At 68.4% G+C, this 25,176-nt stretch carries 22 protein-coding genes; 7 read left to right on the top strand and 15 right to left on the bottom strand.

Annotation, left to right across the window (positions count from 1 at the left end):
• Positions 1 to 173: 173 nt before the first annotated feature.
• The 4 genes from JOF42_RS06020 to JOF42_RS06005 all read right to left on the bottom strand — a co-directional run bounded on the left by JOF42_RS06020 (position 174) and on the right by JOF42_RS06005 (position 5,971).
• Positions 174 to 821 carry a hypothetical protein gene (locus tag JOF42_RS06020; protein WP_210097033.1) on the bottom strand — a complete coding sequence of 216 codons (648 nt, stop codon included), beginning with the start codon at positions 819 to 821 and terminating at the stop codon, positions 174 to 176.
• The gene (locus tag JOF42_RS06015; RefSeq protein WP_210097032.1) at positions 818 to 1,780 is read right to left on the bottom strand and encodes a class C sortase; all 963 of its coding nucleotides are present in this window, start codon (positions 1,778 to 1,780) and stop codon (positions 818 to 820) included. The genes JOF42_RS06020 and JOF42_RS06015 overlap by 4 nt, the downstream gene beginning before the upstream one ends.
• 123 nt (positions 1,781 to 1,903) lie before the next feature.
• A complete protein-coding gene (locus JOF42_RS06010) occupies positions 1,904 to 3,385 on the bottom strand; it encodes a SpaH/EbpB family LPXTG-anchored major pilin (protein WP_210097031.1) in 1,482 nt (493 codons plus the stop codon).
• Positions 3,386 to 3,451: 66 nt separating this feature from the next.
• Positions 3,452 to 5,971: a prealbumin-like fold domain-containing protein gene (locus JOF42_RS06005; RefSeq protein WP_210097030.1), complete on the bottom strand. Its 2,520-nt coding sequence runs from the start codon at positions 5,969 to 5,971 to the stop codon at positions 3,452 to 3,454.
• Between the two features lie 214 nt (positions 5,972 to 6,185).
• Between JOF42_RS06005 and JOF42_RS06000 the strand changes: the two genes are divergently transcribed.
• Positions 6,186 to 6,833 carry a LysE family translocator gene (locus JOF42_RS06000; protein ID WP_210097029.1) on the top strand — a complete coding sequence of 216 codons (648 nt, stop codon included), beginning with the start codon at positions 6,186 to 6,188 and terminating at the stop codon, positions 6,831 to 6,833.
• Positions 6,834 to 6,842: 9 nt separating this feature from the next.
• Here JOF42_RS06000 and JOF42_RS05995 read toward each other — a convergent pair whose 3' ends face one another.
• The 4 genes from JOF42_RS05995 to JOF42_RS05980 form a co-directional block, all read right to left on the bottom strand.
• Positions 6,843 to 7,643, bottom strand: a complete 801-nt coding sequence (locus JOF42_RS05995; protein WP_210097028.1) for a DUF1206 domain-containing protein — start codon at positions 7,641 to 7,643, stop codon at positions 6,843 to 6,845.
• Between the two features lie 60 nt (positions 7,644 to 7,703).
• A complete protein-coding gene (locus tag JOF42_RS05990) occupies positions 7,704 to 8,339 on the bottom strand; it encodes a GyrI-like domain-containing protein (protein ID WP_210097027.1) in 636 nt (211 codons plus the stop codon).
• Between the two features lie 114 nt (positions 8,340 to 8,453).
• Entirely contained in the window at positions 8,454 to 9,314 is an 861-nt protein-coding gene (locus JOF42_RS05985) for an AraC family transcriptional regulator (protein WP_210097026.1), read from the bottom strand.
• Between the two features lie 88 nt (positions 9,315 to 9,402).
• Complete coding sequence (locus JOF42_RS05980) at positions 9,403 to 10,572, bottom strand: ROK family transcriptional regulator (protein WP_210097025.1); 1,170 nt, start codon at positions 10,570 to 10,572, stop codon at positions 9,403 to 9,405.
• Positions 10,573 to 10,657: 85 nt separating this feature from the next.
• Between JOF42_RS05980 and xylA the strand changes: the two genes are divergently transcribed.
• Together xylA and xylB are read left to right on the top strand one after the other, a co-directional pair.
• Positions 10,658 to 11,845 carry a xylose isomerase gene (gene xylA / locus JOF42_RS05975; RefSeq protein WP_210097024.1) on the top strand — a complete coding sequence of 396 codons (1,188 nt, stop codon included), beginning with the start codon at positions 10,658 to 10,660 and terminating at the stop codon, positions 11,843 to 11,845.
• A 5-nt stretch (positions 11,846 to 11,850) separates the two neighbouring features.
• A complete protein-coding gene (gene xylB / locus JOF42_RS05970; protein ID WP_210097023.1) occupies positions 11,851 to 13,137 on the top strand; it encodes a xylulokinase in 1,287 nt (428 codons plus the stop codon).
• Between the two features lie 120 nt (positions 13,138 to 13,257).
• Here the strand turns inward: xylB and JOF42_RS05965 are convergent, their stop codons facing one another.
• The 3 genes from JOF42_RS05965 to JOF42_RS05955 are packed head-to-tail and all read right to left on the bottom strand — an operon-like array spanning position 13,258 to position 16,168.
• Complete coding sequence (locus JOF42_RS05965; protein WP_210097022.1) at positions 13,258 to 14,319, bottom strand: Gfo/Idh/MocA family protein; 1,062 nt, start codon at positions 14,317 to 14,319, stop codon at positions 13,258 to 13,260.
• Complete coding sequence (locus tag JOF42_RS05960) at positions 14,316 to 15,044, bottom strand: cupin domain-containing protein (RefSeq protein ID WP_210097021.1); 729 nt, start codon at positions 15,042 to 15,044, stop codon at positions 14,316 to 14,318. The genes JOF42_RS05965 and JOF42_RS05960 overlap by 4 nt, the downstream gene beginning before the upstream one ends.
• The gene (locus tag JOF42_RS05955; RefSeq protein WP_210097020.1) at positions 15,041 to 16,168 is read right to left on the bottom strand and encodes a Gfo/Idh/MocA family protein; all 1,128 of its coding nucleotides are present in this window, start codon (positions 16,166 to 16,168) and stop codon (positions 15,041 to 15,043) included. The genes JOF42_RS05960 and JOF42_RS05955 overlap by 4 nt, the downstream gene beginning before the upstream one ends.
• Positions 16,169 to 16,268: 100 nt before the next feature.
• Here JOF42_RS05955 and JOF42_RS05950 point away from each other — a divergent pair, with 100 nt between their 5' ends.
• From JOF42_RS05950 to JOF42_RS05940, 3 genes are read left to right on the top strand one after another with little or no spacing between them, the layout of a single operon-like run.
• Positions 16,269 to 17,261 (top strand): LacI family DNA-binding transcriptional regulator, encoded by a 993-nt coding sequence (locus tag JOF42_RS05950; protein WP_210097019.1) that lies wholly within the window; start codon positions 16,269 to 16,271, stop codon positions 17,259 to 17,261.
• A 13-nt stretch (positions 17,262 to 17,274) separates the two neighbouring features.
• Positions 17,275 to 18,210 (top strand): NAD(P)-dependent oxidoreductase, encoded by a 936-nt coding sequence (locus tag JOF42_RS05945; RefSeq protein WP_210097018.1) that lies wholly within the window; start codon positions 17,275 to 17,277, stop codon positions 18,208 to 18,210.
• Between the two features lie 39 nt (positions 18,211 to 18,249).
• Positions 18,250 to 18,645, top strand: a complete 396-nt coding sequence (locus tag JOF42_RS05940; RefSeq protein WP_210097017.1) for a VOC family protein — start codon at positions 18,250 to 18,252, stop codon at positions 18,643 to 18,645.
• A 196-nt stretch (positions 18,646 to 18,841) separates the two neighbouring features.
• Here the strand turns inward: JOF42_RS05940 and JOF42_RS05935 are convergent, their stop codons facing one another.
• The 4 genes from JOF42_RS05935 to JOF42_RS05920 form a co-directional block, all read right to left on the bottom strand.
• Positions 18,842 to 19,276, bottom strand: coding sequence for a hypothetical protein (locus tag JOF42_RS05935; protein ID WP_210097016.1), 435 nt, complete (start codon positions 19,274 to 19,276; stop codon positions 18,842 to 18,844).
• 120 nt (positions 19,277 to 19,396) lie between these two features.
• On the bottom strand, positions 19,397 to 20,371 hold the full coding sequence (locus tag JOF42_RS05930) for an NAD-dependent epimerase/dehydratase family protein (RefSeq protein ID WP_210097015.1): 975 nt from the start codon (positions 20,369 to 20,371) through the stop codon (positions 19,397 to 19,399).
• 21 nt (positions 20,372 to 20,392) lie between these two features.
• On the bottom strand, positions 20,393 to 21,112 hold the full coding sequence (locus JOF42_RS05925; protein ID WP_210097014.1) for a GntR family transcriptional regulator: 720 nt from the start codon (positions 21,110 to 21,112) through the stop codon (positions 20,393 to 20,395).
• A gap of 170 nt (positions 21,113 to 21,282) precedes the next feature.
• Positions 21,283 to 22,323: an aldo/keto reductase gene (locus tag JOF42_RS05920; RefSeq protein WP_210097013.1), complete on the bottom strand. Its 1,041-nt coding sequence runs from the start codon at positions 22,321 to 22,323 to the stop codon at positions 21,283 to 21,285.
• Between the two features lie 229 nt (positions 22,324 to 22,552).
• Between JOF42_RS05920 and JOF42_RS05915 the strand changes: the two genes are divergently transcribed.
• Complete coding sequence (locus JOF42_RS05915) at positions 22,553 to 25,171, top strand: excinuclease ABC subunit UvrA (protein ID WP_210099096.1); 2,619 nt, start codon at positions 22,553 to 22,555, stop codon at positions 25,169 to 25,171.
• Positions 25,172 to 25,176 lie beyond the last annotated feature (5 nt).

Below are 25,176 nucleotides of genomic sequence, written 5' to 3'. Positions count from 1 at the left end.
CCGACTCTCGTAAGGGTCGATTCCGCAGTGCGTGAGTCGGCCGGGGAGTGGACGAGTCTCGCGAAGCGGCGCGTCGGCCGGGAAACCGACGCAAGGCCGATGGCCATACTTACAAGACCCTAACGACCGAGAATCGTGACGAATCGCCCGGAAATTCGCTGCGCCGGGGTTCATCAGCCGGCGTCGGACGGCGTGCCCACGGGCGCGAGGGCGAGGAAGCGCATCTTGTTCTCGCCGTAGAAGCAGGTCTGCACCATGAACTCGCCGGACATTCCGACCAGCTCTTCGACATTCGACCATTTGGGCGTGTGCCGCTCCTCTACGACCTCGTAGACGACGTCGGAACCGTCGACCCTGACACGCTGACCGATCTCCCACCCGAGGATGACGTCGCCCCCGCAGTTGTTGTGCGCGGCGAAGAGAGGTGGGACGCCGTCGATCCGGTAGCTGATCATCTCGGTGAACGTGCCGTCGCAGTGGTCCAACTCGACCATGCCGCCTTCTGCGCCGAGCCGGATCACCGGCAGCTCATCGGGGGCGAAGATCTGCTGCAGCTGCTTCTGCACGCTGACCTTGATGTCTCCGGTCACCCTGTCGACCATGGCGGGCGCGAAGATCGACGCGGTGAGGAAGGCGATCCCGACACCGACGAGCAGGATGCTGCATGCGAGCAGTCCCACCCGTCGTCGGCGCCGTCGCGGCACGGGTTCCGGCTCGGAGATCGGAGCCCGACCGACGCTTCCGTCGACTCGGCTCGCTTCGGCGTCCTCCGCAGGCATGCGGGCCGTCACCATGCCGTCCGTCACGATGCGGGCCGTCACGATGCCGGCATTCCCTCGACGTGGGTCGCGCGGCGCCGCGAGCGCCGATCGCGAGGACGACGCGGCATGACGATGATGGCCGTGAGGGCAGGAACCCCGACGACGAGCAGCGCCCACCACGGGAACCCCGCCGGCCCGGTCGCGTCGTCGATCGTGGTGACGGCCGATGCGTCGGAGGGGGCGTCGACGCGCTCCGCGCGCACCAGCAGGCGGTGCGTGTTGACCCCGGTGGGGGTGCATGTCACGAGCGTGAGGTAGTCCTTGCCCGGCACCTGGCGGAGCGCCTCGGTGTCGTCCGGAAGCACGGTCATGGTCTGGTCGACCTCGTAGTAGAGGTCTTCGCCCAGGGTCGTGACGACGATGACGTCGCCCTCGACGAGTTCGTCGATGTCATCGAACAGGGTCGCCTGCACGAACCCGTTGTGTCCGGTGAGCACCGTGTGCGTCCCCGGTCCGCCGACGGGGAGCGACGATCCGTAGAGATGGCCCACCCCTCGTGCGAGGGTGTCTTCGCTCGTTCCGTGGAAGATCGGCAGGTCGACGTGGATCTTGGGGATCCGCACACGCGCCATCGCGTCGGTGCCGTCGGGGTTCAGGGTGTCGAAGTAGGCAGCGGCTCCCTCGCCGATCGCGGTCTGCTGGCCGTCGGCTCCGAGCGCGTACGGATCGCGCAGCGGCCCGGTCGGAAGGTTCTCGTTGTAGGTCTTCGCATCCGCGAGCATCCGCGTGATCGCCTCGTCGGGGACCTGCTCGACGGACTGCACGTACCCGTCGACGTCGGTGTCGTGACTCCATGCCGAGAACCATGACGCAGCAGTCGGGTAGACCAGCACGACGATTCCGATCGTGGCGATGAGCATGACGATCGTCTGGCTCCACCCCCAGCGCGCGCGCCGCGCGCGGACACGTGCGGGAGGCGTCGTGCGGGCATCCGGAGCGGATGCGTCGATGAGGGTCATGCGGAGCTCTCCGAGTGAATGAGAAGTGGAGGTGGGGCGGATGTGTGCGGATGTGGTGCGGACACGAATGGGCCGTGCGGGGGAAGGGACCTCAACACCTCCCCCGCACGGCCGGTCTTCGGCTTACGCCTCGGCGTTCGCCTTGCGACGGCTGCGGATAGCGAGGAGCACGGCTCCGGCCAGGAGCAGGATGCCACCGGCGAGGAACAGGGTCGTTCCGGCGCCACCGGTCAGCGGGAGCTTGAAGCCCGCGTTCGAGGGGACGTTGACGACCTCGAGGTCGACTCCGACGGCCGTGGTGGCCGCGGTGACGGTGAACTCGATCGGCGCTGCGAGCAGCTCGAATCCGTCAGGTGCGACGGTCTCGGCGAGCCAGTAGGTCTGGTATCCGTCGTCGCCGACGGCGACAGCGGCGTTGTCGGCCCAGTCGGAGTAGCGCAGACCCGAGATGGTCACGGTGCCGTCAGCGGCGACCGCGAAGTCGGTCGATCCGCCGAGTGCGATGGCGTTGGTGCCGTCGATCGCGTCCTGCTGCGTCGGGTACACCGAGAACACCGCACCGGTCAGCGGAGCGCCGGCCTTGTCGGTCTTCTCGACCGTGATGTCGCCCCACTTGGTGATGACCTCAGGGGTGACCGTGGGGCCGCCGGGCTGGCCCGGGGCGACCGTGTAGGAGCCGAGGTTCGGGTACAGCACCGCGGTGTTGGCGATCTCGCCGACCGTGTTGACCTCGGCCGTGAGCACGACCTGCACCTGGGTGGTCGGGTGAGCGGCGAGGACAGCGAGGCCCGACGCGGTGAACTCGACGGTGACGGCGTTCGTCGCGGCATCGTGCACGACCGTGTAGTCGGTCGCTGCCAGCGGGGTGCCGTCGACGAGCGTGACGGCTGCGCTGACGTAGTCGAGCTTGGCATCGAGCGTGTCGACGATCTTGTAGCCGTCGATCGTCGCGACGTTCGGGATGTCGGTCGTGATCGTGTAGTCGATGTCGTCGCCGAGCTTGACGTCTTCTGAGTCCTCGACCGTCTTGGTCGCGCTGGTCAGAGCGTTCTTCGGGTACACGTGCACGTCGTAGAGCCAGTTGTCGTCAGACGCCGGGTCGGTCAGCGGCACCGTGACGAGGAACGGGGCGACCGCGGTCGATCCGCTCAGCGGTGCCGTCTCGACCACGAAGTACAGACCGAGGTCGAGGTTCGCGAGGGCGATCTCGCCGTTCGCGTCGGTCAGGGTCTGACCGCCGACGGCACTGGCCGTGTAGCCGGCCGCCGTGATGTCGGCGACGCTGTCGGGAGCGAGGTCTGCGAGGTCGTTCGCGTCGACCCATCCCTGGTTGCTCGTGAGGTCGATCGTGTCGACCTTGTAGACCGTGAAGCCGACGCCGGGCAGAGGAGCCAGGGCGACGTTCTGCTCGGTGCCGTCGTTCGGAAGACCGGTCGGCGTCTCGGGAGCCTCGAACTTGTGGATCGTCAGCGAGCCGGTGGCGTCGGGGTCGACGAGGTTCGGGGTCGCAGCGCTCGCCGGTGCGGCCAGGGTCAGGGCGGCGACGCCTGCGACGAGCAGGCCTGCCGGGACGCGGGAGCCGCGCCAGGTGTTCGGATTGTTCACTGTGTCTCTCTCTCGGTGGCCAGGTCGCCCTGGCGGTTTCAGGTGATGGGGGTCAGGAGGTGCAGATCAGCTCTGCGGGTCGTGCGCATCGGCGCGGGCATGACGACGACGGATCCGGAAGGCGAGTCCGCCGGCGATGAGCACGGTCAGGGAACCGGCGAGGATGTAGGGCAGCGGCCCCGTCCCTCCGGTGGTCGGCAGGTTCATCGCCGGCACGTCGTGCACGGTGATGATCTGGCCCGCAGCGGTCACGGCGGCGTCGCCACCCGAGACGATGCTCACGGTGCGGTCGGCGTTGATGATGAACTTCACCGGAGCTGCGAGCAGGCTGAATCCGTCTGGTGCGGTCAGCTCGCTCAGCCAGTACGTGCCCGCCGGGATGCTGTCGATCTGGAACAGTCCGGTCTCGACGTCCTTGATCGTGAACGGGAGGGCGGCGCCCGGGGCTCCGTTCGCGTCTGCGAGCACCGCGAACGAGGATCCGTCCATCCGCACCCACGTGTCGGCGGAGGATTCGCCGACCTTCTCGATCTTCAGCGGGATGCGGAAGGGCTCGATGGGGGTCTGGGTGCTGTCGTCGTTCGACCGAACCGGTCCGCCGTCGGGGTCCTTGCCCGTCGAGTAGGCCGTGTTGACGACCTTCTTCGCGTCGACGTCGGCCTGGGTGATGACGTAGGGCGCGTTGGCGACGCAGTGCGCGATCTGGGTCGGCGCGATCGTGGTCGGAGTGCAGGTGACGGTGATGTTCCGCTGCGTGAGCCGGTCGTCGATCACGGTGATGTTCGCGACCGTCACGTTGCCGGTGTTGGTCACGTCGAAGGCGTACATGATGTGATCACCGAGCCCGGTCACTCCGTCGTGGTCGACGTCGACGACCGACGCGGTCTTGTCGAGCACGATGGTGGGAGTCCATACGGCCGGGATGATCTCGTCATCCGTGTCGGTGACATCGGGCCCGACCGCCGGTGTTCCGGTGGCGCGTGCGACGTTGGTCAGCGGTGCGTTGTCGAGGTCGGTCTGCTGCACCACGTAGGTCGCCGTGCAGGTCATCGTGGCCCCGCTGGCGAGCGTGGATCCCTGTGCCGGGGTGCACGACAGCGTCGTCATGTCGCCGACACCCGAGAAAGCGTCCTCGGTGATGCGCACGTTGCTGAGGTTCGTGTTGAGCGTCGTATTGGTCGCGGCTTTGGGAGTCGTGTTGGTCGCCACGAAGGAGTAGGTGATGACGTCCCCGACCTTGCTGTACACCTTGTCCGGGTCGGTGTCGCTGGTGACGGCGACACCGTTGACCGCGGTGATGCGCTTGACGATGTCGATCGACGGCTGGATCACCTCGAGCGACGCGTTGGCCGGCGGGTTGAGGTTCGTGGTGATGTTCGCCGGACCGTTGATGTACGTGCCGTTGACCGTCGAGGTCACATCGACCGTGATCGTGCAGGAGGCCGCGCCGAGCGCGAGGTCACCGCCGGTGACCGAGACCGAGGTTCCACCGGCCGGGGCTGTCACCGCGTACGCCGCGCCCGCGCGCTGCACGCAGGTGCCACCGACGTTGGGCGCTGCGGCGATCTTGAGGTTCGCCGGCAGCGCGTCGGTGATGAACCAGTCGGTCTTGGCCATCAGGTCGCTCGTGTTGGTGACGGTCAGCGTCATCTTCGACGTCGCGCCGTTCAGGATCACGGTCGGGCTGAACGACTTGTCGAGCTGGGGCGTGACGTCCACGATCTGCGGGAGATCGAAGGCCACGTCGTTGCCGTTTCCGGTCGCGGTCGCGTTGTAGAGCTCGAGGCCGAGGTTGGCGGAGGTGCCGACCGGCACCATGTATGCCGCCGACTGCAGCTTCGCGGTCTGCGTCTGCCACGGCGTCGGGGACGCGGGGTTGCAGGGGTTCAGGCCGGAGCTCAGGACGAGCGGGCTCCCGTTGACGATGAGACTGAAGCGCTCGCTCGGTCCGGCGGCCGGGCAGTTCACCGCGGCGAAGTACGCCGAGACGGCGTAGTAGTGCCCACCCACCGCCGGGATGGTGTTCACGGTGCGGAACTGGGTGCCCGCGGCGATGACGCCGGTCGTCGCGTTCGTGTACGACGTGAGCACCTGGTTCGTCGTGGCCTGGGCGGCCGTCTGCCCCTGTGCCACGCCGAGCGCGGTGGCCATCTGCTGAAGAGAGGGCCACGTCGTACCGACGTTGTTGAGGCAGCCGAGGTCGGTGAGGGGCGCGGTGGGGGTGACGCTGCTCATGACCCAGCCGTCGCACTGGTTGCCGGCCGGCAGGTACTGCGTCGAGGCGGTGTACGTCGAGTTGGCCGCCGCAGCGCCGCCGGTGTAGTTGAGCAGGCTGATGGCGGCGAGAGATGCGTTCTGGTTCGAGAAGTTCTCGGTGTACACCGGCGTTCCCGCCTGCGGGGTGCCGGGAGTCCCGGGAACGGTGGCCGCAGCCGTGATGCCCGTGTTCGGAGCCAGCGTGCCTCCTGCGACGAGCACACCGGCGACGGCGAGCACGCCGAGAAGGCGTGTGAACGCCCGTCGGCGCGGCACGGCCGCTGTGCGCGACGAGCTGGGCGTCGTGCGGTGAAGTGAGCGAATGCTCATGTGTGTCCCAATCCCGGTACGCCGGACGCGCCACCGCGTACGGCGAAGCGACGTCGGCGTGAGCCTTGTCCCCGAAGTTCTTGTGTTGTCCCCAGTGCGATACAGGCAACAGAGGCTGCCCGTCACATACCCAGACCCCGGCGCGGAGCTTTCATGACGGTCCCGCCGAAACTTTTTCGGATCGGCTCGGTGGGAGCTGCCCTAGGCTCGCAGCATGTTCAGCGTCGAGACCCTCACGACCTTCGTCGTCGCGGCGTTCATCATGGTCGTGATCCCGGGTCCGACCGTGCTGTTCACGATCGGGCGAGCGATGTCCCTCGGCAGGCTCGGCGGGTTCCTCAGCATCGTGGGCACGGCGATCGGGTCGATCGTGCTGGTCGTCGCCGTCGCGCTGGGCGTGGGCACCGTCGTCGCGCAGTCGGTCGTGCTCTTCACGATCGTGAAGGTGCTCGGCGCCGGCTACCTGATCTACCTCGGCATCCAGGCCATCCGGCATCGGCGGGACGCCGCCGAGGCGATGACCGGGCCCGTGCCGCGAAGGTCAGGCCCTCGTCTGCTGGTCGAGGGGTTCGTCGTCGGGGTCACCAACCCCAAGTCGATCGCGTTCTTCCTCGCGATCCTTCCTCAGTTCGTCGACCTGCACGCAGGGTCGGTGCCGATGCAGCTCTTCGTGCTCGGGGCGATCGTCGTCATGATCGGCGTCGCCTGCGATGCGCTCTGGGTGTTGCTGGCGAGCGCCGCGCGCGAGTGGTTCGGTCGATCCCCGCGCCGCATCGAGGCGATGAGCGCCACGGGTGGCGGGCTCATGATCGGACTCGGTGTGTTCCTGCTGGTGTGGAGCGAGAAGCCTGCGAGTGCCTGAGGCCTCGCGTCACATCCGCGCGAAGCGCGCGCGGACGATCGAGAAGACGCCGTAGACGGCGAGGCCCACACCGACCAGCCACAGCAGAGGTTCACCGAGGGGCAGATCGGTGATGCTGCGCAGCGCGCCGTCGAGGCCCGCCGCCTTGTCGGGGTCCTGAGTCCAGGCCGCGACGACGAAGAGCGAGCCGGTCACCATGATCGCGATCCCCTTCGCGATGTAGCCGACGCTGCCGAGCGCGACGATGCCGACGCGAGACGGCCCCGCCGGTATGTCCATGGTCTTCTCGAAGCCGCGCGTGCATCCGATCACGAAGAACCCCGCGCCCGCTCCGGCGACACTGAGGCCGAGGATGACGAGCAGGACGATTCCGCCCGGCGCGGCGAGTATCGCTCTGCTGAGGGTCTGCATCGTCTGCTCGGATTCGATGTTTCCTCCGAAGGCGAACACGAGTGCGAGCCCGGCGATCACGAGGTAGGCGGCGGCGATGCCGAGCATCTTCAGTCGCAGCCCCCAGCGGCGGGCGTCGTCTCGGTTGGCGGAGAGCAGTCCGCTCGTGACCTCCCACACCGCCAGCGCGATCAATCCCGCAGCCACTCCACCCAGCAGCAGTCCGCCGACGGGTGTGGACCGGATCACCTGCATCGCGCCGTCCTGATCGGCATCCCCTCCTCCGCCCGTGGCGATGGAGACGGCGAGGGCTCCGATGATGATGTGGACGAGCCCGACGACCACGAACCCCGCGCGAGCCGTGCGTCGGAAGCCGTCAGAACGCTGCGCCGTGCGTGCGACGTCTTTCGGGGTGCCCATCCTCGAAGGATATCGCCGGACGCGAACCGCCCCGTGGGGGTTGCGCCGACGCGCGGCAGGTCAGCCGATGCGCGCGACGGGCTGCCGAAGGATGGTGCGGAGCTTCGCCGGTTCGACCCGACGGACATCGCTGAGGTAGATCTCGTGATGCAGCCCCGTCATGCCGAGGCCGCTGCTGGGGATGAAGCGATGGTGCAGATCGTCGAGCACAGGAGCCTCGTCGTCGTACGAGCCGACGTGCAGGGTCTGCACACAGAGTCCCTCGTGGAGGGTCTCGAGGCGCACCGATCGCAGAGCCGGAGAATCCTGCTTCTTCTTCGCGAGCTTCGCGGCCACGGCATCGACGGCGTCATCGAACATGACGCGCGTGACGTGGTCGGGGACCATGATCATCAGCGTCCACATCCACTCGGACTTGTCTCGCCTCGTGGTGAACGACTCCATGTCGGGTGCGTGCCACAGTCCTTCCAACGGCATCACGACGGTGTCGATCCCGAGCTGCTTCCTGCTCTCGAACTTGAGCGTGTAGGCGAGGGGGAACAGCGCCGTGACGGCATCCGAATAGGCCGTCGCCGTATTCGGATCTCCCGCGCCGTCGATCATCAGGTACTGCATCGCCGGGACCTCGAGGATGCGGAACTCGCCCTTCTTCGCGCGATACGCATCCAGCGACTTCTTCGGATCGACCGCGGTCATCCCCGTGTCCTCTCTCCACCCTGAGGCGGCGCGTGGCCGCCCGCACAGTGTCGCACGTCCGGCGGACATCGGGTGGGTGATGCGCGTCACGACGCCTCACCCACCCGATCACGGTCAGTCCTGCTCGACGGCGAGCCAGAGCTCGCACGCCGCGTGCGTGCCCGTGAACTCGAGGTACCGGACGATCGAGGGGCCCGGTCGGAGCCTCCACGGGTTCGACGGGAACCATTCGGTCGCCGTCGCCGCCCAGAGATCCTGCAGGGTCTCGGGGAACGGGCCGGACGCGGCGAAGACCGCCCAGTGACCGGCATCGACCCGGAGGATGTCGAGGTCATCGGGAACCGCAGCCGTCGGATGCACGGAGACTCCGTGCAGATAGGTCAGCTCCGTGCCTTCGGCCGCATCCGGTTCAAGGTCGCCGGTGACAGCGAGGATCCCCGCGGGCTCTCGGTCGCTCAGGTGCTTGAGCCTGACGTGCTCCTCCGGCGCGATCGAGGCGATGTGAGCCTGGATGTGCGGGTTGACTCCGACATGGATCAGGGGGACTCGTGCGGCATGCCCCACGAGCACGAGCTCAGGCATGGTGGTGATGGTGACGTCCATCGGGGTACTCCCTTCGACGCTCAGGCGGAACCGGAGCGTGGGTTGTGTGCGGAGAGGACCCCCGTCCCGGCGTGCGTCGGCGGTGCTGATCCCGTGCACAGCACGGAACGCGCGGCCGAACGCCTCGGTCGAGCTGTAGCCATGGCGCACGGCGACGTCGAGCATGTTCGGCGCACCCGAGACGAGTTCGGCTCCCGCAAGCGTCATCCGACGGCGTCGGACGTATTCCGACAGCGGCATGCCGGCCAGGGCCGAGAACATGCGCCGAAGGTGATACTCGGTCGTGCCGTGCGTGCGGGCGAACTCGGCGACGTCGATCTCCGACACCTCCGCCTCCACGAGATCGACCAGGGCGTTGAGCATTCCGATCATGAGGTCCTCCTTTCCCCACCATCGTCCGTCGAGCGCGTCCCGCACCACCCGATCATCCGCGTCGGATGCGATCAGTCGCGGCGACGGATCAGCCGCGCTCCCCCGGATCGGCCAGCAGCTCGGCGAACGCCAGTTCGGCCGCACCGATGAGGAGCCGGTCGGCACCGAGCGCTGCCGCGCGGATCTCGAGCCCCTCGACACTCTCCGACATCGCGAGCATGCCGACGTCGGCGGTGATCTGCTCGGTGCGCAGGTCGGCGATCGTGGCGAGGAATCCGCCGAGCACGACGAGCGCCGGGTTGAGCACGTTCACCGCGTTGGCCAGTGCACTTGCGAGCACGTGCGCCTGCCGGGTGACCTCGTCGGCCACCGCGGACGACTCCGACGAGGTCAGCTCGGCGTCGAGCGTCTCGTCGTCGGCGGCGTCGAGGCCGACGGCTTCGAGCAGCAGCCGACGGCTCACCTCGGTCTCGAGCACGCCGTCGGCGGTACGACGGTCGTCGTCCGCCGAGATGCGCGGACGATTCTGCCCGAACTCCCCCGCATACCCTCCTGCCCCCGCGACCGGGCGTCCGTGGATGATGAGGCCGCCACCGATGCCCGAGGCCCCGCCGTTGAGGTAGACGATGTCGTCGATTCCCCGGCCCGCGCCGTAGCGGTGCTCTGCGATCACCCCGAGGGTCGCGTCGTTGTCGACGTAGGTCGGCGCTGCGGTCGCGGTGCGTACGAGGTCGGCGAGAGGCACGTCGCGCCACTCCAGGTGCGGGGCGTTGCGGACGACGCCGTCCGAAGTCCGGACGAGACCGGGCACGGCGATGCCCACCGCCTCGATTCGTGCATCCGCGAGCACCCCCTGCCGCCATGCGTCGATACGCGATGCGATCGTCTGCGTCACCTCACCGGGCGAGGGCACGCTCGCGTTCGGCAGTCGCTCGCGCACCAGGATGCTGCGGTCGAGGCCGACCGCGGCGATCTCGACGGCATCCACCTCGGGGTTCACCGCGATCGCGACGACTCGCGCGGATGCGGTCACCACGGGCGAGGGGCGCCCCACGCGGCCGGGGAGATCAGGCACCCGTTCGTCGACGAGACCACGTCTGACCAGCTCGGCGACCAGATCGGCGATCGTCGACCGGTTGAGCCCGGTCGCTTCGGTCAGCGCCGCCCGCGACTGCGCGCCGTCTTCGTGCACGAGCCGCAGGATGCGGGCGAGATTGTGCGGGCGGGTGCCCAGCGCGGGGCTCGGCGGTGTCGGCATCCCTTCACTGTAAGGGGTGGACGCATCTTCTGTCATGAGATATGTTGTCAATCACAACTTATCCGCGAACTGCACAGGAGCAGCCATGCCAACCCCTACCCGTGACGACAAGTTCTCCTTCGGCCTCTGGACGATCGGATACAACGGAGCCGACCCGTTCGGCGGCCCGACCCGCCCCGCCCTCGACGTCGTGCACGCGGTCGAGAAGCTCGCCGAGCTCGGCGCCTACGGCCTGACCTTCCACGACGACGACCTGTTCGCGTTCGGTTCGACCGACGCCGAGCGCCAGACGCAGATCGACCGCCTCAAGGGCGCGCTCGCCGACACCGGCCTGGTCGTGCCGATGGTGACCACCAACCTGTTCAGCGCACCGATCTTCAAGGACGGCGGCTTCACCTCGAACGACCGCGACGTGCGTCGCTACGCGCTGCGCAAGGTCTTCCGCCAGCTCGACCTCGGCGCCGAGCTGGGTGCGCAGACATTCGTCATGTGGGGCGGCCGCGAGGGCGCCGAATACGACTCCGCCAAGGACATCCGTCAGGCCCTCGAGCGCTACCGCGAGGCCGTGAACCTGCTCGGCGACTACGTCACCGACAAGGGCTACGACATCCGCTTCGCGATCGAGCCCAAGCCGAACGAGCCCCGAGGCGACATCCTGCTGCCGACGCTCGGCCACGCGATCGCGTTCATCGACTCGCTCGAGCGCCCCGAGCTCGTCGGCGTGAACCCCGAGGTCGGTCACGAGCAGATGGCGGGGCTCAACTTCACCGCCGGCATCGCGCAGGCGCTCTTCCACGGCAAGCTCTTCCACATCGATCTCAACGGTCAGCGCGGCATCAAGTACGACCAGGACCTCGTCTTCGGTCACGGCGACCTGCACAACGCCTTCTCGCTCGTGGACCTGCTCGAGAACGGCGGACCCGGCGGCGTGCCCGCCTACGACGGCCCCCGCCACTTCGACTACAAGCCCAGCCGCACGGAAGACGAGAAGGGCGTCTGGGACTCGGCGGCCGCGAACATGCGCACCTACCTGCTGCTGAAGGAGCGGGCGGCGGCGTTCCGCGCCGACCCCGAGGTGCAGGAGGCGCTCGCCGCCGCCCGGGTCGACGAGCTCTCGACGCCGACCCTCAACCCCGGCGAGTCCTACGACGACTTCCTCGCCGACCGCTCGGCGTACGAGGAGTTCGACGCGAACTCGTACTTCGGAGGCAAGGGCTTCGGCTTCGTCCGACTGCAGCAGCTCGCGACCGAGCACCTGCTCGGCGTCCGCTGATCGTCATGCCGCTGGTTCTCGGGGTCGACTCGTCGACCCAGTCCTGCAAGGTCGTGGTCGTCGACACGTCGACCGGAGCGGTCGTCCGCTCCGGCCGCGCGTCGCATCCCGACGGGACGTCCGTCGACCCCGAGTCCTGGTGGCGCGCGCTGAGCGCGGCGATCGCTGAGGCAGGGTCGCTCGACGACATCGCGGCGTGGTCGATCGGCGGTCAGCAGCACGGCCTCGTCGCACTCGACGAGACGGGCGCCGTGATCCGCGACGCTCTGCTGTGGAACGACACCCGGTCGGCCGGAGCGGCGCAGGATCTGATCGACGAATTCGGTGCCGAGGAGCTGGCTGCCCGCACGGGGCTCGTGCCCGTGGCATCCTTCACGATCACGAAGCTGCGCTGGCTTCGCGACCACGAGCCCGAGAATGCCGCGCGGGTCGCCGCGGTGGCGCTGCCGCACGACTGGCTGACCTGGCGGCTGCGCGGCTTCGGACCCGAGAATCCCGCCCTCGACGAGCTGGTCACGGACCGGTCGGATGCGTCGGGAACCGGATACTGGAATCCCGCGACCGGAGAGTACGACCGTGAGCTCCTGGCCGCCGCCCTGGGCCACGACGCCGTCCTCCCCCGCGTGCTCGCGCACGACGAGGCGGTGACGGATGCGGCCGGGCGACGCGTCGGCACGGGAGCGGGCGACAACGCGGCAGCAGCCCTGGGACTCGGAGCCGTGCCGGGCGACGTCGTCGTGTCGATCGGCACATCGGGAACCGTGTGCGCCGTCAGCACGACGGCGATCGCAGACCCGACCGGAACCGTGGCCGGCTTCGCCGACGCCTCGGGCAACTTTCTTCCGCTGGTCGCGACGCTCAACGCGGCTCGAGTGGTCGACGTCACGGCTGCGCTGCTCGGGGTCACGCACGATGAGTTCAGCGCTCTCGCCCTGCGGTCGACTCCCGGTGCTGACGGGCTGACGCTGCTCCCCTACTTCGAGGGCGAGCGCACGCCCAATCTGCCGGATGCCACGGCATCCCTCACGGGCATGACACTCGCGTCGACGACCAGGGAGAACCTCGCCCGCGCCGCCGTCGAGGGGATGCTGCGGGGCCTCGGCGCCGGACTCGACGCGCTCCGCGACCTCGGCATCCCGCTCGAGCGCGCCCTGCTGATCGGCGGCGGCGCGCAATCGGAAGCCGTACGTCGGATCGCACCGGAGATCCTCGGTCTCACGGTCGAGGTCCCGGAGCCCGGCGAGTACGTGGCCCTCGGCGCCGCGCGTCAGGCGACCCAGCTCGTCGGCTGACCGGCTCGTCGCGCGGCAGACACCCGCTCGGGAGGAGGACTGCGCTTCGGGAGGAGCGATGCACAGCATCCGTCCTCCCGAAGCGTCGTTCTCCTCCCGAGCAGGTGAAGGCGGATGCCGTCAGCCGGCGAGCACCCGCGCATCGCGCTGTGCGATGATGCTGAGCTCCGCCGCCGTGAAAGCGTGCGCCTGGGTCATCGCGTTCTCGGTGCGATCGAGGCAGTCTCGGATCAGCTGCCCGAAGAAGGGATACCCCGTCTGACCGGTCGCATCGAACCGGAACTGACCGTCCTGATTGACGAGCAGCACCTGCCCTCCCCCGGTGTCGGTCGTGATGTCGACGTACTTGCGCAGTTCGATGTAGCCGTCGGTGCCGAGCAGCACGGTGCGGCCGTCGCCGAACACGTCGAGCCCCGCCGGGGTGAACCAGTCCACTCGCACATATCCGGTGGTGCCGTTGTCGAGCACCACGTGCGCATCTCCGAAGTCCTGCAGCCCGGGAGTCTCGGGGTGCGCGTAGTTGGCGACCGTCGAACTGACGATCTCTCCGTCGGTCGCGCCGGTGTAATAGAGCATCTGCTCGAAGTTGTGGCTGCCGATGTCGCAGATGATGCCGCCGTACTGTTGGGGATCGTAGAACCAGTCGGGGCGCCCGGTGCCGATGCGGTGCGGCCCGAAAGAGGCCACCTGCAGAACGGTGCCGATCGCACCCTGCTCGATCAGCTGGCCCGCGAGGATCGCCGCCTCGGAGTGCACCCGCTCGCCGTAGTACACGGCGAATTTGCGGCCGGTGCGCTCGACGGCGTCACGAGCAGCCGTGAGGTCGTCGATCGTCGTGATCGCCGGCTTGTCGGCGAAGAAATCCTTGCCCGCATCGAGCACGCGCACCCCGAGCGGCGCTCGCTGATTCGCGATCGATGCACTCGCGACGAGCTGCACCTCGGGGTCGTCGAGCACCTCCTGCTCGCTCGCGGCCGGGCGGGCCTGCGGGAACCGTGCGACGAAGTCCGCGACCTTCGCGGGATCGTCGTCGAAGACGAGCGAGAGGGTCGCGCCGGCGTCGATGAGCTGCTCGACCATCCCGTGGATGTGTCCGTGCGCCAGCCCCACGGCTGCGAAGACGAACTCGCCGGGGCCGACGACCGGTTCGGGCAGCGGATCGAAGGTGTACGTGCGGGTCATCGGTCAGTCTCCTCGTCGGTCACGTCATAGGTTCGCAGGCGTCCGCACATGCCGAATCCGCGCTCCCCCACCGAGGGTAGGGCCTGGTGGACCCGGGCGCCGGCGAGGTGCGTCACAGAACCGGATGCCACCGCTTCGGCGAGCGCGAGCGACTGCTCGGCCTGGGCGAGCGGACGCTCTCGCACGAGATCGCCCCAGGCTTCGGCACGATCACGCACGAGCGCACCGGCCGCAGCGCGGAAGGCGTCGAGCGCGGCACGGTCGCCGGCGACGACCGCATCACGCAGAGTCTCGAACCCGGTCACGGCGAGATCGCGGCGTGCGGATGCTCGCTCTGCGCGCCCGTCTTCGGCTCCGAGTGACGCCGCTGCCGCATAGGCATCCGGGGCGGCCACGATCTCTGCAGGGAAGGTCATCACGGCATCGCCCGCCTCGGGCAGCCCGGCATTGCTCATCAACACGACGACGCGCAGGTCGCCGCGGTTCACCGCACGGTGGATGGTGCCGGGGGTGAACCAGACGACCGCTCCCGCCGACAACGGCGTCTCTCGGAAGCCGTCGCCATCGATGGTCTGCAGCGCGCCCTCCCCCGAGATCACCACGTACGCCTCGGTCGAGACGAGGTGCATGTGGGGGCTGCCTCCGCAGATGCCGTCGGGTGCGGCATCCGTGTAGACGTCGAGATGAGACAGCGAGGTGCCGCCGGGGAACGAGGATGCGGTCACGATGCCGCCTCGATCAGTGAGGCCTTCTTCTCGAAGAAGTGCGGTGCGTTCGCCACGAGCTGGCCGGCCCGGTAGTACGGGTCGGACGCCGAGATCGGGAGGGAGACGAACTGCCTCTCGAACCCGGCTTTGTAGATGGCCGTGACGACCTCGACCGCGTTGCGTCCGTCGTGCCCGCCGGCGATGGGCGACCTGCCGTCGCGGATCGCGCCGAGCAGGTCGCCGATCTGCCCCTCGTGCCCGAGATGAGCAAGAGGAGTGCGGTCGGCGACGAGCGCCTCGATGCGCGCCACCACCTCAGGATCGCCACCCTGCTCCGGAAAGCCGTCGGCGCGAGCGCGCTCTGCGACGACCGAGAACGGCTGCGAGACCCGAGCATTCGCGCCCTGGATCACGATCGCCTGCTCCTGTCCGTGGTGCACGACCGAGCTGGTCAGCTGCGCGAGGCCCCGGTCGTAGCGGAACACAGCGACCGAGAGGTCTTCCACCTCGGCGTTGTCGTGCTGCGCGTTGGCCAGCATCGCGGTGATCTCGGTGGGACTGCCGAGCAGCCACAGCAGCAGGTCGATGTGGTGGATGGCGTGGTTGAGAGTGCATCCCCCGCCCTCTTTCTCCCATGTCCCTCGCCACCACAGGTCGTAGTAGGGCAGCCCCCGCCACCACGCCGAATCGACGCGGACGTGCGAGATCGACCCGAGCAGCCCCGAATCGACGACGTCCTTCAGGGTTGCGAGGTCGTCGCGGAACCGGTTCTGCGCGACGACCGAGAGCACTCGTCCCGAGCGCTCCTGCGCCGCGAGCATCGCATCGCACTCTTCGAGCGACGGGGCCATGGGCTTCTCGACCAGCACGTCGATGCCGGCGTCGAGGGCGGCGATCGCGAGGGCCGCGTGCGTCGAGGGCGGGGTGGCGACGCTCACGAGGTCGACCAGACCCGAGGCGATCATGGCGAGCGGGTCATCGAATGCCGCGGCTGCGAGCTCGAAGGTCTCAGCCTTCTGCGCCGCCTTGCCGGCGACCACGTCGGCCAGCGCGACGATCTCGCACTCGCCCGGGAAGGCGAGGTATCCGTTGATGTGCGCGTCGGCGATCCCGCCGGTGCCGATGATTCCGACCCTGAGCATCTTCTGCCTCCTCGATGAGGTGTTACTACGTATTACTAAGACGTAGTAGATACTATCGAGGGAGACACCGGCCACGTCAACCCCCGAGAGGATGGATGCCATGGAGAAGCGCCCGACGAGCCATGACGTCGCCCATCTGGCCGGGGTGTCGCAGTCCACCGTGTCGTTCGTCTTCACCGGCCGCGCCGGGATCTCGGAAGCGACGCGTGAGAAAGTCCTGCGCGCGGCATCCGAGCTCAACTACCGGCCCAACCTCGCCGCACGATCGATGCGCACGCAACGCACCGGTCGCCTCGCTGTCGTCGTGCCGATCACCACGATGAATCCGCTCACTCTGCTGTCGGGCGCGATCGCCGCTGCCCGCGACGAGGGGTACGTCGTCGAAGTGGTGACCCTGCCCGACGACGCGGCAGAACGCGTCGAGCGTCTGGCCGAGGTCGTCGACTCGGGGCAGTACGAGGGCGTGCTCGGCTTCACCCCACTGCCCTTCACCGACACGACGGGCGGCGGGCCGATCGTGCTCTCGGTGGGCGAGTTCGACGACGCCATGCACATGACAGGCGAGTTCACCGACTCGCGCCCAATCGTCGAGATGATCGAGCGGCTCGCCGCCCAGGGGCACCGGCGCTTCATCCACCTCGCCGGCGCTGAGGACTTCCCCTCTGCCCGAGCCCGCAGAGACGCCTACCTCGCGACGATCGATCGACTCGGACTCGAGTCCCTCGGCGTGACCGGCGGCGACTGGAGCGGGAAGGCGGGAGAGGATGCCATCGACGCACTGCCCGACGACACTCCCCCGCTCGCCGTGATCGCCGCGAACGATGTCATCGCCACGGGCGCCATCCGAGCCGCCACGCGCCGCGGATGGAGGCTCCCGCAGGAGGTCGCCGTGACAGGGTGGGACGACCACCACCAGAGCGCGTTCCTCGTCCCGTCGCTCACGAGCGTCGTGCAGGACCGCGAACGCCTCGGTGCGTACTCGATGCAGCGGCTCATCGCCGCCGTGCGGGGCAGCGAGCCACCCCGGAAACCCGACGGCCTGCTCACGATCGTGTGGCGTGAGTCGACCGAATCCCCTCAACGACCAGCGTGAAAGCGGAGTCCCCATGAAGATCCTGATCCCGAACACCATCGACCTGCCGGTCACCGCCGACGTCGAGACCGTCGTCTACGACATCGATGCCGCGATCCCCGCCGAGCACCGCGACGCCGGGGTGCTGGTCGTCTGGCACAACTCGTCGGCCTGGCTGCAGGATGCTGCCCGCGCGCTGCCGAAACTCAGGCTCGTGCAGGCGCTCGCCTCGGGTGCCGATGCGGTTCTGAGCGCCGGGTTCGGTGACGAGGTGCGGATCTGCTCGGGTCGCTCGCTGCACGACGGACCGGTCGCGGAGCACGCGCTGGCGCTGATCCTGAGCGCGGTGCGGCGTCTCGACCGTCTGCACGACGCGCAGCGCGACCACCGCTGGGACGACGACTTCAACGACGCGCAGAGCGCGCCCGACACGCAGCGTTCATACACGCTCGCCGGCGCGCGGGTGACGATCTGGGGCTTCGGCTCGATCGCCTCGACGCTCGCGCCGTTCCTCACGGCCCTGGGCGCCGATGTCCAGGGCATCGCCCGCACGGCAGGCACCCGGTCGGGCTACCCGGTGCACGCGGATGCCGATGCCTCGGCGATCCTCGCGAAGACCGATGTGCTCGTGTCGATCCTCCCCGCGACGGCCGAGACCACCGACCTGTTCGATGCTGAGGTCTTCGGCGCGCTCAAGCCCGGCGCTGCGTTCGTGAACGTCGGCCGCGGTGCGACGGTCGACGAGGGCGCGCTGATCGACGCACTGGCCTCGGGGCGGCTGCGGGCGGCCGCGATCGACGTCACAGAGTCCGAGCCGCTTCCGGCATCCGATCCGCTGTGGGATGCGCCGAACCTGCTGATCACGCCGCACATCGCCGGCAACCGCCCCGTCGGCGCCGCACAGTTGGTCGACCAGAACGTCACCCGGCTCGCCGCCGGAGACGACCTCGTCAATCAGGTGCACCCATAGGGTCTGGACACCGCGCGACGAGCGGCGCATGCTGAACGCATGACCGCCTTTCAGACCACGCACGCGTTCAGCGGATTCAGCGTCGACGACATCGACGCGGCCCGCTCCTTCTACGGCGACACCCTCGGGTTCGACGTCACGACCAATGCCATGGGCTTCCTCGACATCCATCTGCCCGACGGCGGATCGATCCTCGTCTACGCCAAGCCGAACCACACCCCGGCGAGCTTCACGATCCTGAACTTCCCCGTCGACGACATCGACGCAGCCGTCGACGAGCTCAACGGACGCGGCGTCGTGACGAAGATCTACGACGACTCGGAGTTCGCCACCGACGAGAAGGGGATCCTCCGCGGCGGGCCGGATCGAGGACCCGACATCGCGTGGTTCACCGACCCTGCGGGCAATGTGCTCGCGGTGATGTCCGCCGCCTGAGCAGACCAAAAGAGCGGAAGGCCCTTCCCACCATCTTCGGGACCGGGGCCTTCTGGGCAGTCAGGATGCCTGGGCGAGTTTGCGGATCCAGTCCGGCGTCTCGGCCTTGAGTCGTTTGTCTGCACGCATTCGAATCGTGGCAGCAAGCTGTCGCTCGACCTCAGAGGGAACCGGCCGTCCAGCTCGCTTTTCGAACTCACTTTTCGTCATCCGTCTCCTCCTTCGCTTCTTGATCCGAGTATGACTCATCCAGGCAGCGATCTCCAGATTCTGTCGATGTGCCCGCCACTGCGCCGATATCTCCCAGATCGTCGCTTTCGGCACCATCCCCGAACAGGTCCAAAGTGTTCGCGTCGACGATCCGTCTGACCAGTTCCTGTTCGCCCCTGCGGGCCAGTCGGCTCTGCTGCAGCGCTGCGATGGCGGCCAAGCCGGTGATTCGCTCCCGCTGTGAACTGTTCGACCCGGTGTAGAGATTCAATGCCCATTCGATGCGCTGCCACCATGCGTTCAAACGTGCCTGATGCCTGGCGCCGGCGAACGCAAGCGTGGCAGCGATGACGGCCGCGAAGCCGGCGAAACCGGGGCTCTTCATCCATTCGCTGATCCAGCGCCAACCGTCGCCGTTCACCAGAGAACGACGCCCTCCCACCAGTCGGCGATACCCATGGACGCGACCGTACCTGCAGCATCCGACACGGCGCTCGGTGCCGGCGTGCTCGCGGTGATGTCCGCCGCCTGAGCAGCGCCGTCAGGCGAGCAGGCGGTCGAACAGCGCGTCCATGGCGGGGTCTACGCGCTGCAGCTCGGGGTGCGCATCGTGCCAGTCGATGATCTCCCGCGCCGCGGTGTGCAGGGGGACGACCGGGTTGAAGTCGGGCACGACTCGACGGATCTTCGTGTTGTCGAAGATGACCGAGTGCGCCATGTCGCCGGTGAGCTGACCGGCGCGCTCGGGCGCGGCAGCCTCGATCGCCGCGCTCGTCGCGTATCGGATCTTCGGCTCGGCGCCCGCCGCTCGTCCGAGGATCGAGTAGATCTCGTTCCAGGTGTAGACGAAGTCGCTGGTGATCTGGAAGGTGTCACCGTATGCCAGGGGGTTGCCGAGGAGTCCGGCGAAGCCCACCGCGAAGTCGCTCGAATGCGTGAGCGTCCACAGCGAGGTGCCGTCGCCGTGCACGATGATCTCCTCACCGCGGCGGATGCGGTCGATCGCCGTCCACCCGCCGAAGGCCGGGATCGTCCATCTGTCGTATGTGTGCGAAGGACGCAGCACCGTGACCGGGAACCCGCGCTCACGATACGCGGCGGAGAGCAGGTCTTCGCAGGCGATCTTGTCGCGCGAGTACTGCCAGTGCGGGTTGCGCAGCGGCGTGGACTCGGTGATCGGCAGGCGCGCGACCGGCTTCTGATACGCGGATGCCGAGCTGATGAAGACGTACTGACCCGTGCGTCCCTCGAACCGGTCGATGTCGCGCTGCACCTGCTCGGGGGTGAAGGCGATCATGTCGGCGACCACATCGAACTCACGACCGGCGAGAGCAGCGTCGACCGCCGCGGCATCCGACACATCCGCCGTCAGCACCTCGACGCCCGGGGCGGGCTCACGGCGCGACTGCCCTCGATTCAACAGCGTGACCTCCATCCCCCGAGATGCGGCGAGCGCACTCGCCGCCGAGGAGATGATTCCGGTCCCACCGATGAACAACACCTTCGTCGCAGTCATGCATGCGACTCTATCGAGGCGTCAGGCGGCGGGCTCCACATCCCGAAGACGGGACGGAGCTGATCTCGAGACAGCAGCCGAGGACTCCGCGAGATGCTCGAAGAGCGTGCGAACGGCCGCCTCGGTGAGGTCCGGATCCGCTGCCCGCATCGCGTGCCCGACGGCTTCGGCCGCGCGGAACGGCGCCGGCGTCGACTCGTCTCGGCCTGCGACCTCGCCGAACTGCAGCGCGCACTGGGCCAGGATCGTCGTCTCGACGAGGTGGATGGCCCGCCGCGGATGCTCCATGAGGTCGGCCACGGCGGTGAGAAAAGCGATCACCGCGGCGTTACGGCCATCGACCCCGTCAGCCTCGCCGATCTCCTCGGCACAGGCCACGAGATCCGACAGCCCTTCTGATGAGATCGTCGGCAGGATCGCCTTCAGCGCCGTGCCGGCCAGCACGCCCGCGTAACCGATGGCCGCGCGCGACTCGTCCGCGGTGAAGTCCGCGACCTTCGTGTAGCGGGCGGGAGTGACCTCCACCAGTCCGATGTCGCGAAGCCGGATGATCGCTTCGCGGATCGGGTTCAGCGACATGTGAAGCTCCTCGGCGAAGCGCGCCGTGTTGAGCCTGTCGCCCGGCGAGTACTCGCCTCGGAGGATCGCCGCGAGGATGTGGTGGAAAGCCAGCTCGGGCAGCGGAAGCGGGCTGCGGTGAATCCACTGGCGCGCACGTAACTCGGCGTCTGCGACTGTCATCGGTACTCCCCAGGTCGGTTCCGGGTGCTCCCTGAAGTCAGGTGCCCCGATAACCAGACGCGGCAACGCCCCGATTCATTACGCGAAGCCCGCAGAAAAGTCCTGCCGCACGCTCTGACGAGACGAGCGTGCGGCAGGACTCGCCGCGGCATCCGACGCGCGGATGCCGATCAGACGACGGTCGCGCCGGGCGTGGCCGCGAACTCCTCGAGGGCGGAGATGACGTCGACCGAGAGCACGACCTGGCTCGCGGCGACGGCGTCATCGATCTGACCGGTGCGCGATGCGCCGATGATCGCGGTCGTCACCACCGGGTCGCGCAGCACCCACGCGACGGCGAGCTGCGGGATCGAGAGGCCCGCCTCCTTCGCGACGCGGTCGATACCGCGGATGCGCTCGAGGTAGCTGTCGGTGAGCGCCGATCCGTTGAGGAAGTGGCTGTTGGCCGCGCGCGAGTCGGCAGGCACGTCGCCGTCGATGTACTTCGCCGTGAGGAGGCCCTGCGCGAGCGGCGAGAACACCGCGCTGCCGACCTGCAGCTCACGCAGCGCCGGGAACAGCTCGGCCTCGGGCGTGCGGTCGAACAGCGAGTAACGGGGCTGGTGCAGCAGCAGCTTCACTCCCTGCTCGGCGAGAAGCTCGTATGCCCGACGGGCGAGCTCAGCCGGGTAGTTCGAGATGCCGACGTACAGCGCCTTGCCGCTGCGCACGATGTCGGCGAGTGCCGTGACCGTCTCTTCGAGAGGCGTCTCGGGGTCGGGGCGGTGGGAGTAGAACACGTCGACGTAGTCGGTGTTCATGCGCGTGAGGCTCTGCTCGAGCGAGCGCGTGAGGTACTTGCGGGATCCGCCGTCACCGAACGGCCCCGGCCACATGTCGTATCCGGCCTTGGTCGTCACGAACAGCTCGTCGCGGTAGCGCGCCAGGCCGCTGTCGAGCACCGCTCCGAACGTCGACTCGGCCGAACCGTAGGGCGGGCCGTAGTTGTTGGCGAGGTCGATGTGCACGACGCCGCGGTCGAAGGCGTGCAGCACGATCTCACGCTGGCTGTCGAAGGTGCGGTCGCGACCGAAGTTCTGCCACAGCCCCAACGAGACCTTGGGCAGCTGCACGCCGCTCGCCCCGGCGCGTTGGAACGGGACGTCGGTGTAGCGGGTGGATGCGGCGTCGTAGGCCTGCGTCAGGCGGGGGTCATCAGCGGCGATGGGCATGGAGGATGCTCCTAAGTGCGAGACGGGGGAAGGGCTTCAGGATAACGCTTGCCACGACCTAGACGGCCACGCGTCGCGATCTGCGATCGTCACGGCGCCGGGCCGAGATCGTCGGGTCGGACAGCCCGCTGTCAAGGACTCCGACGAAGTCCGACGGGCCGGGTAGCGTGGCGCAGTGTCGGCGATCGTCGCATCCACCCCGCGGTCCGCGGGAAACGAGAAGAGGTCCATGATGGGCGGGACCCCACCGTCGAAGCTCTCGGGCACGTCGAACGCCATCGTCGTGACCGGCGCACGTGTGCACAATCTTCGCGACGTGAGCGTCGGGATCCCCCGCGACGCCCTCGTCGCGTTCACGGGCGTCTCGGGCTCGGGCAAGAGTTCCCTCGCGTTCGGCACCCTGTACGCCGAGGCCCAGCGTCGATACTTCGAGTCGGTCGCGCCCTATGCGCGGCGCCTGATGAGCCAGGTCGACATCCCCGACGTCGATGCCATCGCGGGGCTGCCGCCTGCGGTCGCCCTCCCCCAGCAGCGCACCGCCGGCAGTGCTCGGTCGACCGTCGGCAGCGCCACGTCGATCGGCAACGTCGTGCGCATGCTGTTCTCGCGCGTCGGGACGTACCCGCCGGGGGCGGAACCGCTGTTCGCCGAGGACTTCTCGGCGAACACCGTCCAGGGCGCGTGCCCTCGGTGCCACGGGATCGGGCAGGTCTACGACGTACCTCTGCACCTCATGGTCCCCGACGAGTCGCTGACGATCCGCGACCGTGCTCTCGACGCCTGGCCGAGGGCATGGCACGGCAAACAGCTCATCGACAGCCTGATCTCTCTCGGTTACGACATCGACATCCCCTGGCGCGATCTGCCCGAGGAGCAGCGTGAGTGGGTGCTGTACACCGAGGAATCCCCTCAGGTTCCGGTGTTCACCGACCGTGGTCCGGCGCAGGTGCGCAAGGCCGTCGCGGCCGGGATCGAGCCGTCATACATGAGCACGTTCGTCGGCGTGAAGCGGTACGTGCTCAACACCTTCGCCCACTCGAAGAGCGCGAAGATGCGCGAGAAGGCGGCGAGCTTCATGGTCAGCGTCCGGTGTCCGATGTGCAATGGACGGCGGCTGAAGCCCGAGGCTCTCGCCGTGACGTTTGCGGGTCTCGACATCACAGAGATGGCCGGGCTGCCGCTCGCCGATCTCGCGACTCTGCTCGAGACAGCCCTCGACCCGTCCGGCGACCAGTCGAGTGCCGGCGGGCCTGCTGGCGAGGCGCTCTCACCCGAGAAGCGCCTCGCGGCGCACCGGCTGGTCGACGAGCTGCGCGATCGGGTCTCGCCCATCGTCGAGCTCGGTCTGGGCTACCTCTCGCTCGACCGTTCGACGCCCACGCTCTCCTCAGGCGAACTGCAGCGCATGCGGCTCGCCACCCAGGTGCTCTCGCAGCTGTTCGGGGTCATGTTCGTGCTCGACGAGCCGTCTGCCGGGCTGCATCCCGCCGACGGCGAAGCGCTCGTGCGCATCCTCCGCTCGCTCAGAGACTCGGGCAACACGGTGTTCTTCGTCGAGCACTCCCTCGACGTGATCCGGCATGCGGACTGGATCGTCGACATCGGCCCCGGTGCGGGAGCGACCGGGGGCGAGATCGTCTACTCCGGGCCGATCGACGGGCTCCGAGAAGCCGAACGCTCCCAGACACGGCGATACCTGTTCGCCGACGACCCGCGCACCGAGCAGCCGGCGACACCGAAGCCTGCCGCTCGCGAGCCGGATGGCGAGCTCGTACTCACCGATGTCTCGCGCAACAACCTCCGTAGCGTGTCGGTGTCGATCCCCCTCGGCTGCCTCACCGCCGTCACAGGTGTCTCAGGCTCGGGCAAGTCGTCTCTCGTCACCCAGGCCCTTCCCGACCTGCTGCAGAGGAGCCTGTCCAGCGAGGTGGACAGCGCGTCGGTCGACGCGTCGGAAGGCGCGCAGAGCACGACAGCGGACCCACTGTTCACCTCGCCGACGAGCGAGACGACGGGGCGTGCGTCCGGCCCCGCCGGCCGGGTGCGTCGCGTCGTGCAGGTCAGTCAGAAGCCGATCGGTCGCACGTCACGATCGAACGTGGCGACGTACACGGGGCTCTTCGACCGCGTGCGCGCTCTGTTCGCCGCGACTCCGGAGGCGCGCCGGCGGCGCTACGCCGCGAGCCGGTTCTCGTTCAACCTCCCGAGCGGACGATGCCCCACCTGCAAGGGCGAGGGCACGGTCGAGGTGGAGCTGCTCTTCCTCCCCACCGTCCATGCCCCGTGCAGCACGTGCGGCGGCACGCGCTACAACCCGGAGACCCTCGAGATCGAACTCCACGGGCACACGATCGCCGAGGTCCTCGCCCTGAGCGTGAACGACGCGCGTGTTCTGTTCGACGACGACGCCGACGTCGCGCGACACCTCGACGCCCTGCTCGACGTGGGACTCGGGTACCTGCCGCTGGGCCAGTCGGCGACGGAGCTCTCCGGCGGCGAGGCGCAGCGCGTGAAGCTGGCGTCAGAGCTCCGGCGTGCGCAGCACGGAGACACCCTCTATCTGCTCGACGAGCCCACCTCCGGGCTGCATCCGTCCGACACCGATCGGCTGCTCGTCCACCTTCAGCACCTGGTCGATGCCGGCAACACGGTCGTGATGGTCGAGCACGACATGCGCGTCGTCGCGCAGGCCGACTGGGTGATCGACATGGGGCCCGGAGCCGGAGACCTCGGCGGTGCTGTCGTGGCCGAGGGAACTCCTCGGGCCGTCGCCTCGGCGAGCGACAGCACGACGGCGTCGTACCTTGCGGATGCCCTCACCGCGCAGGAGATCCGGATCACCTCCTGAACGCA

Source organism: Microbacterium phyllosphaerae (assembly GCF_017876435.1).
In the GTDB taxonomy this organism is placed as follows: domain Bacteria; phylum Actinomycetota; class Actinomycetes; order Actinomycetales; family Microbacteriaceae; genus Microbacterium; species Microbacterium phyllosphaerae.
Note: the sequence above shows the minus strand (reverse complement) of the source record. Positions and strands in the feature narration are given on the sequence as shown.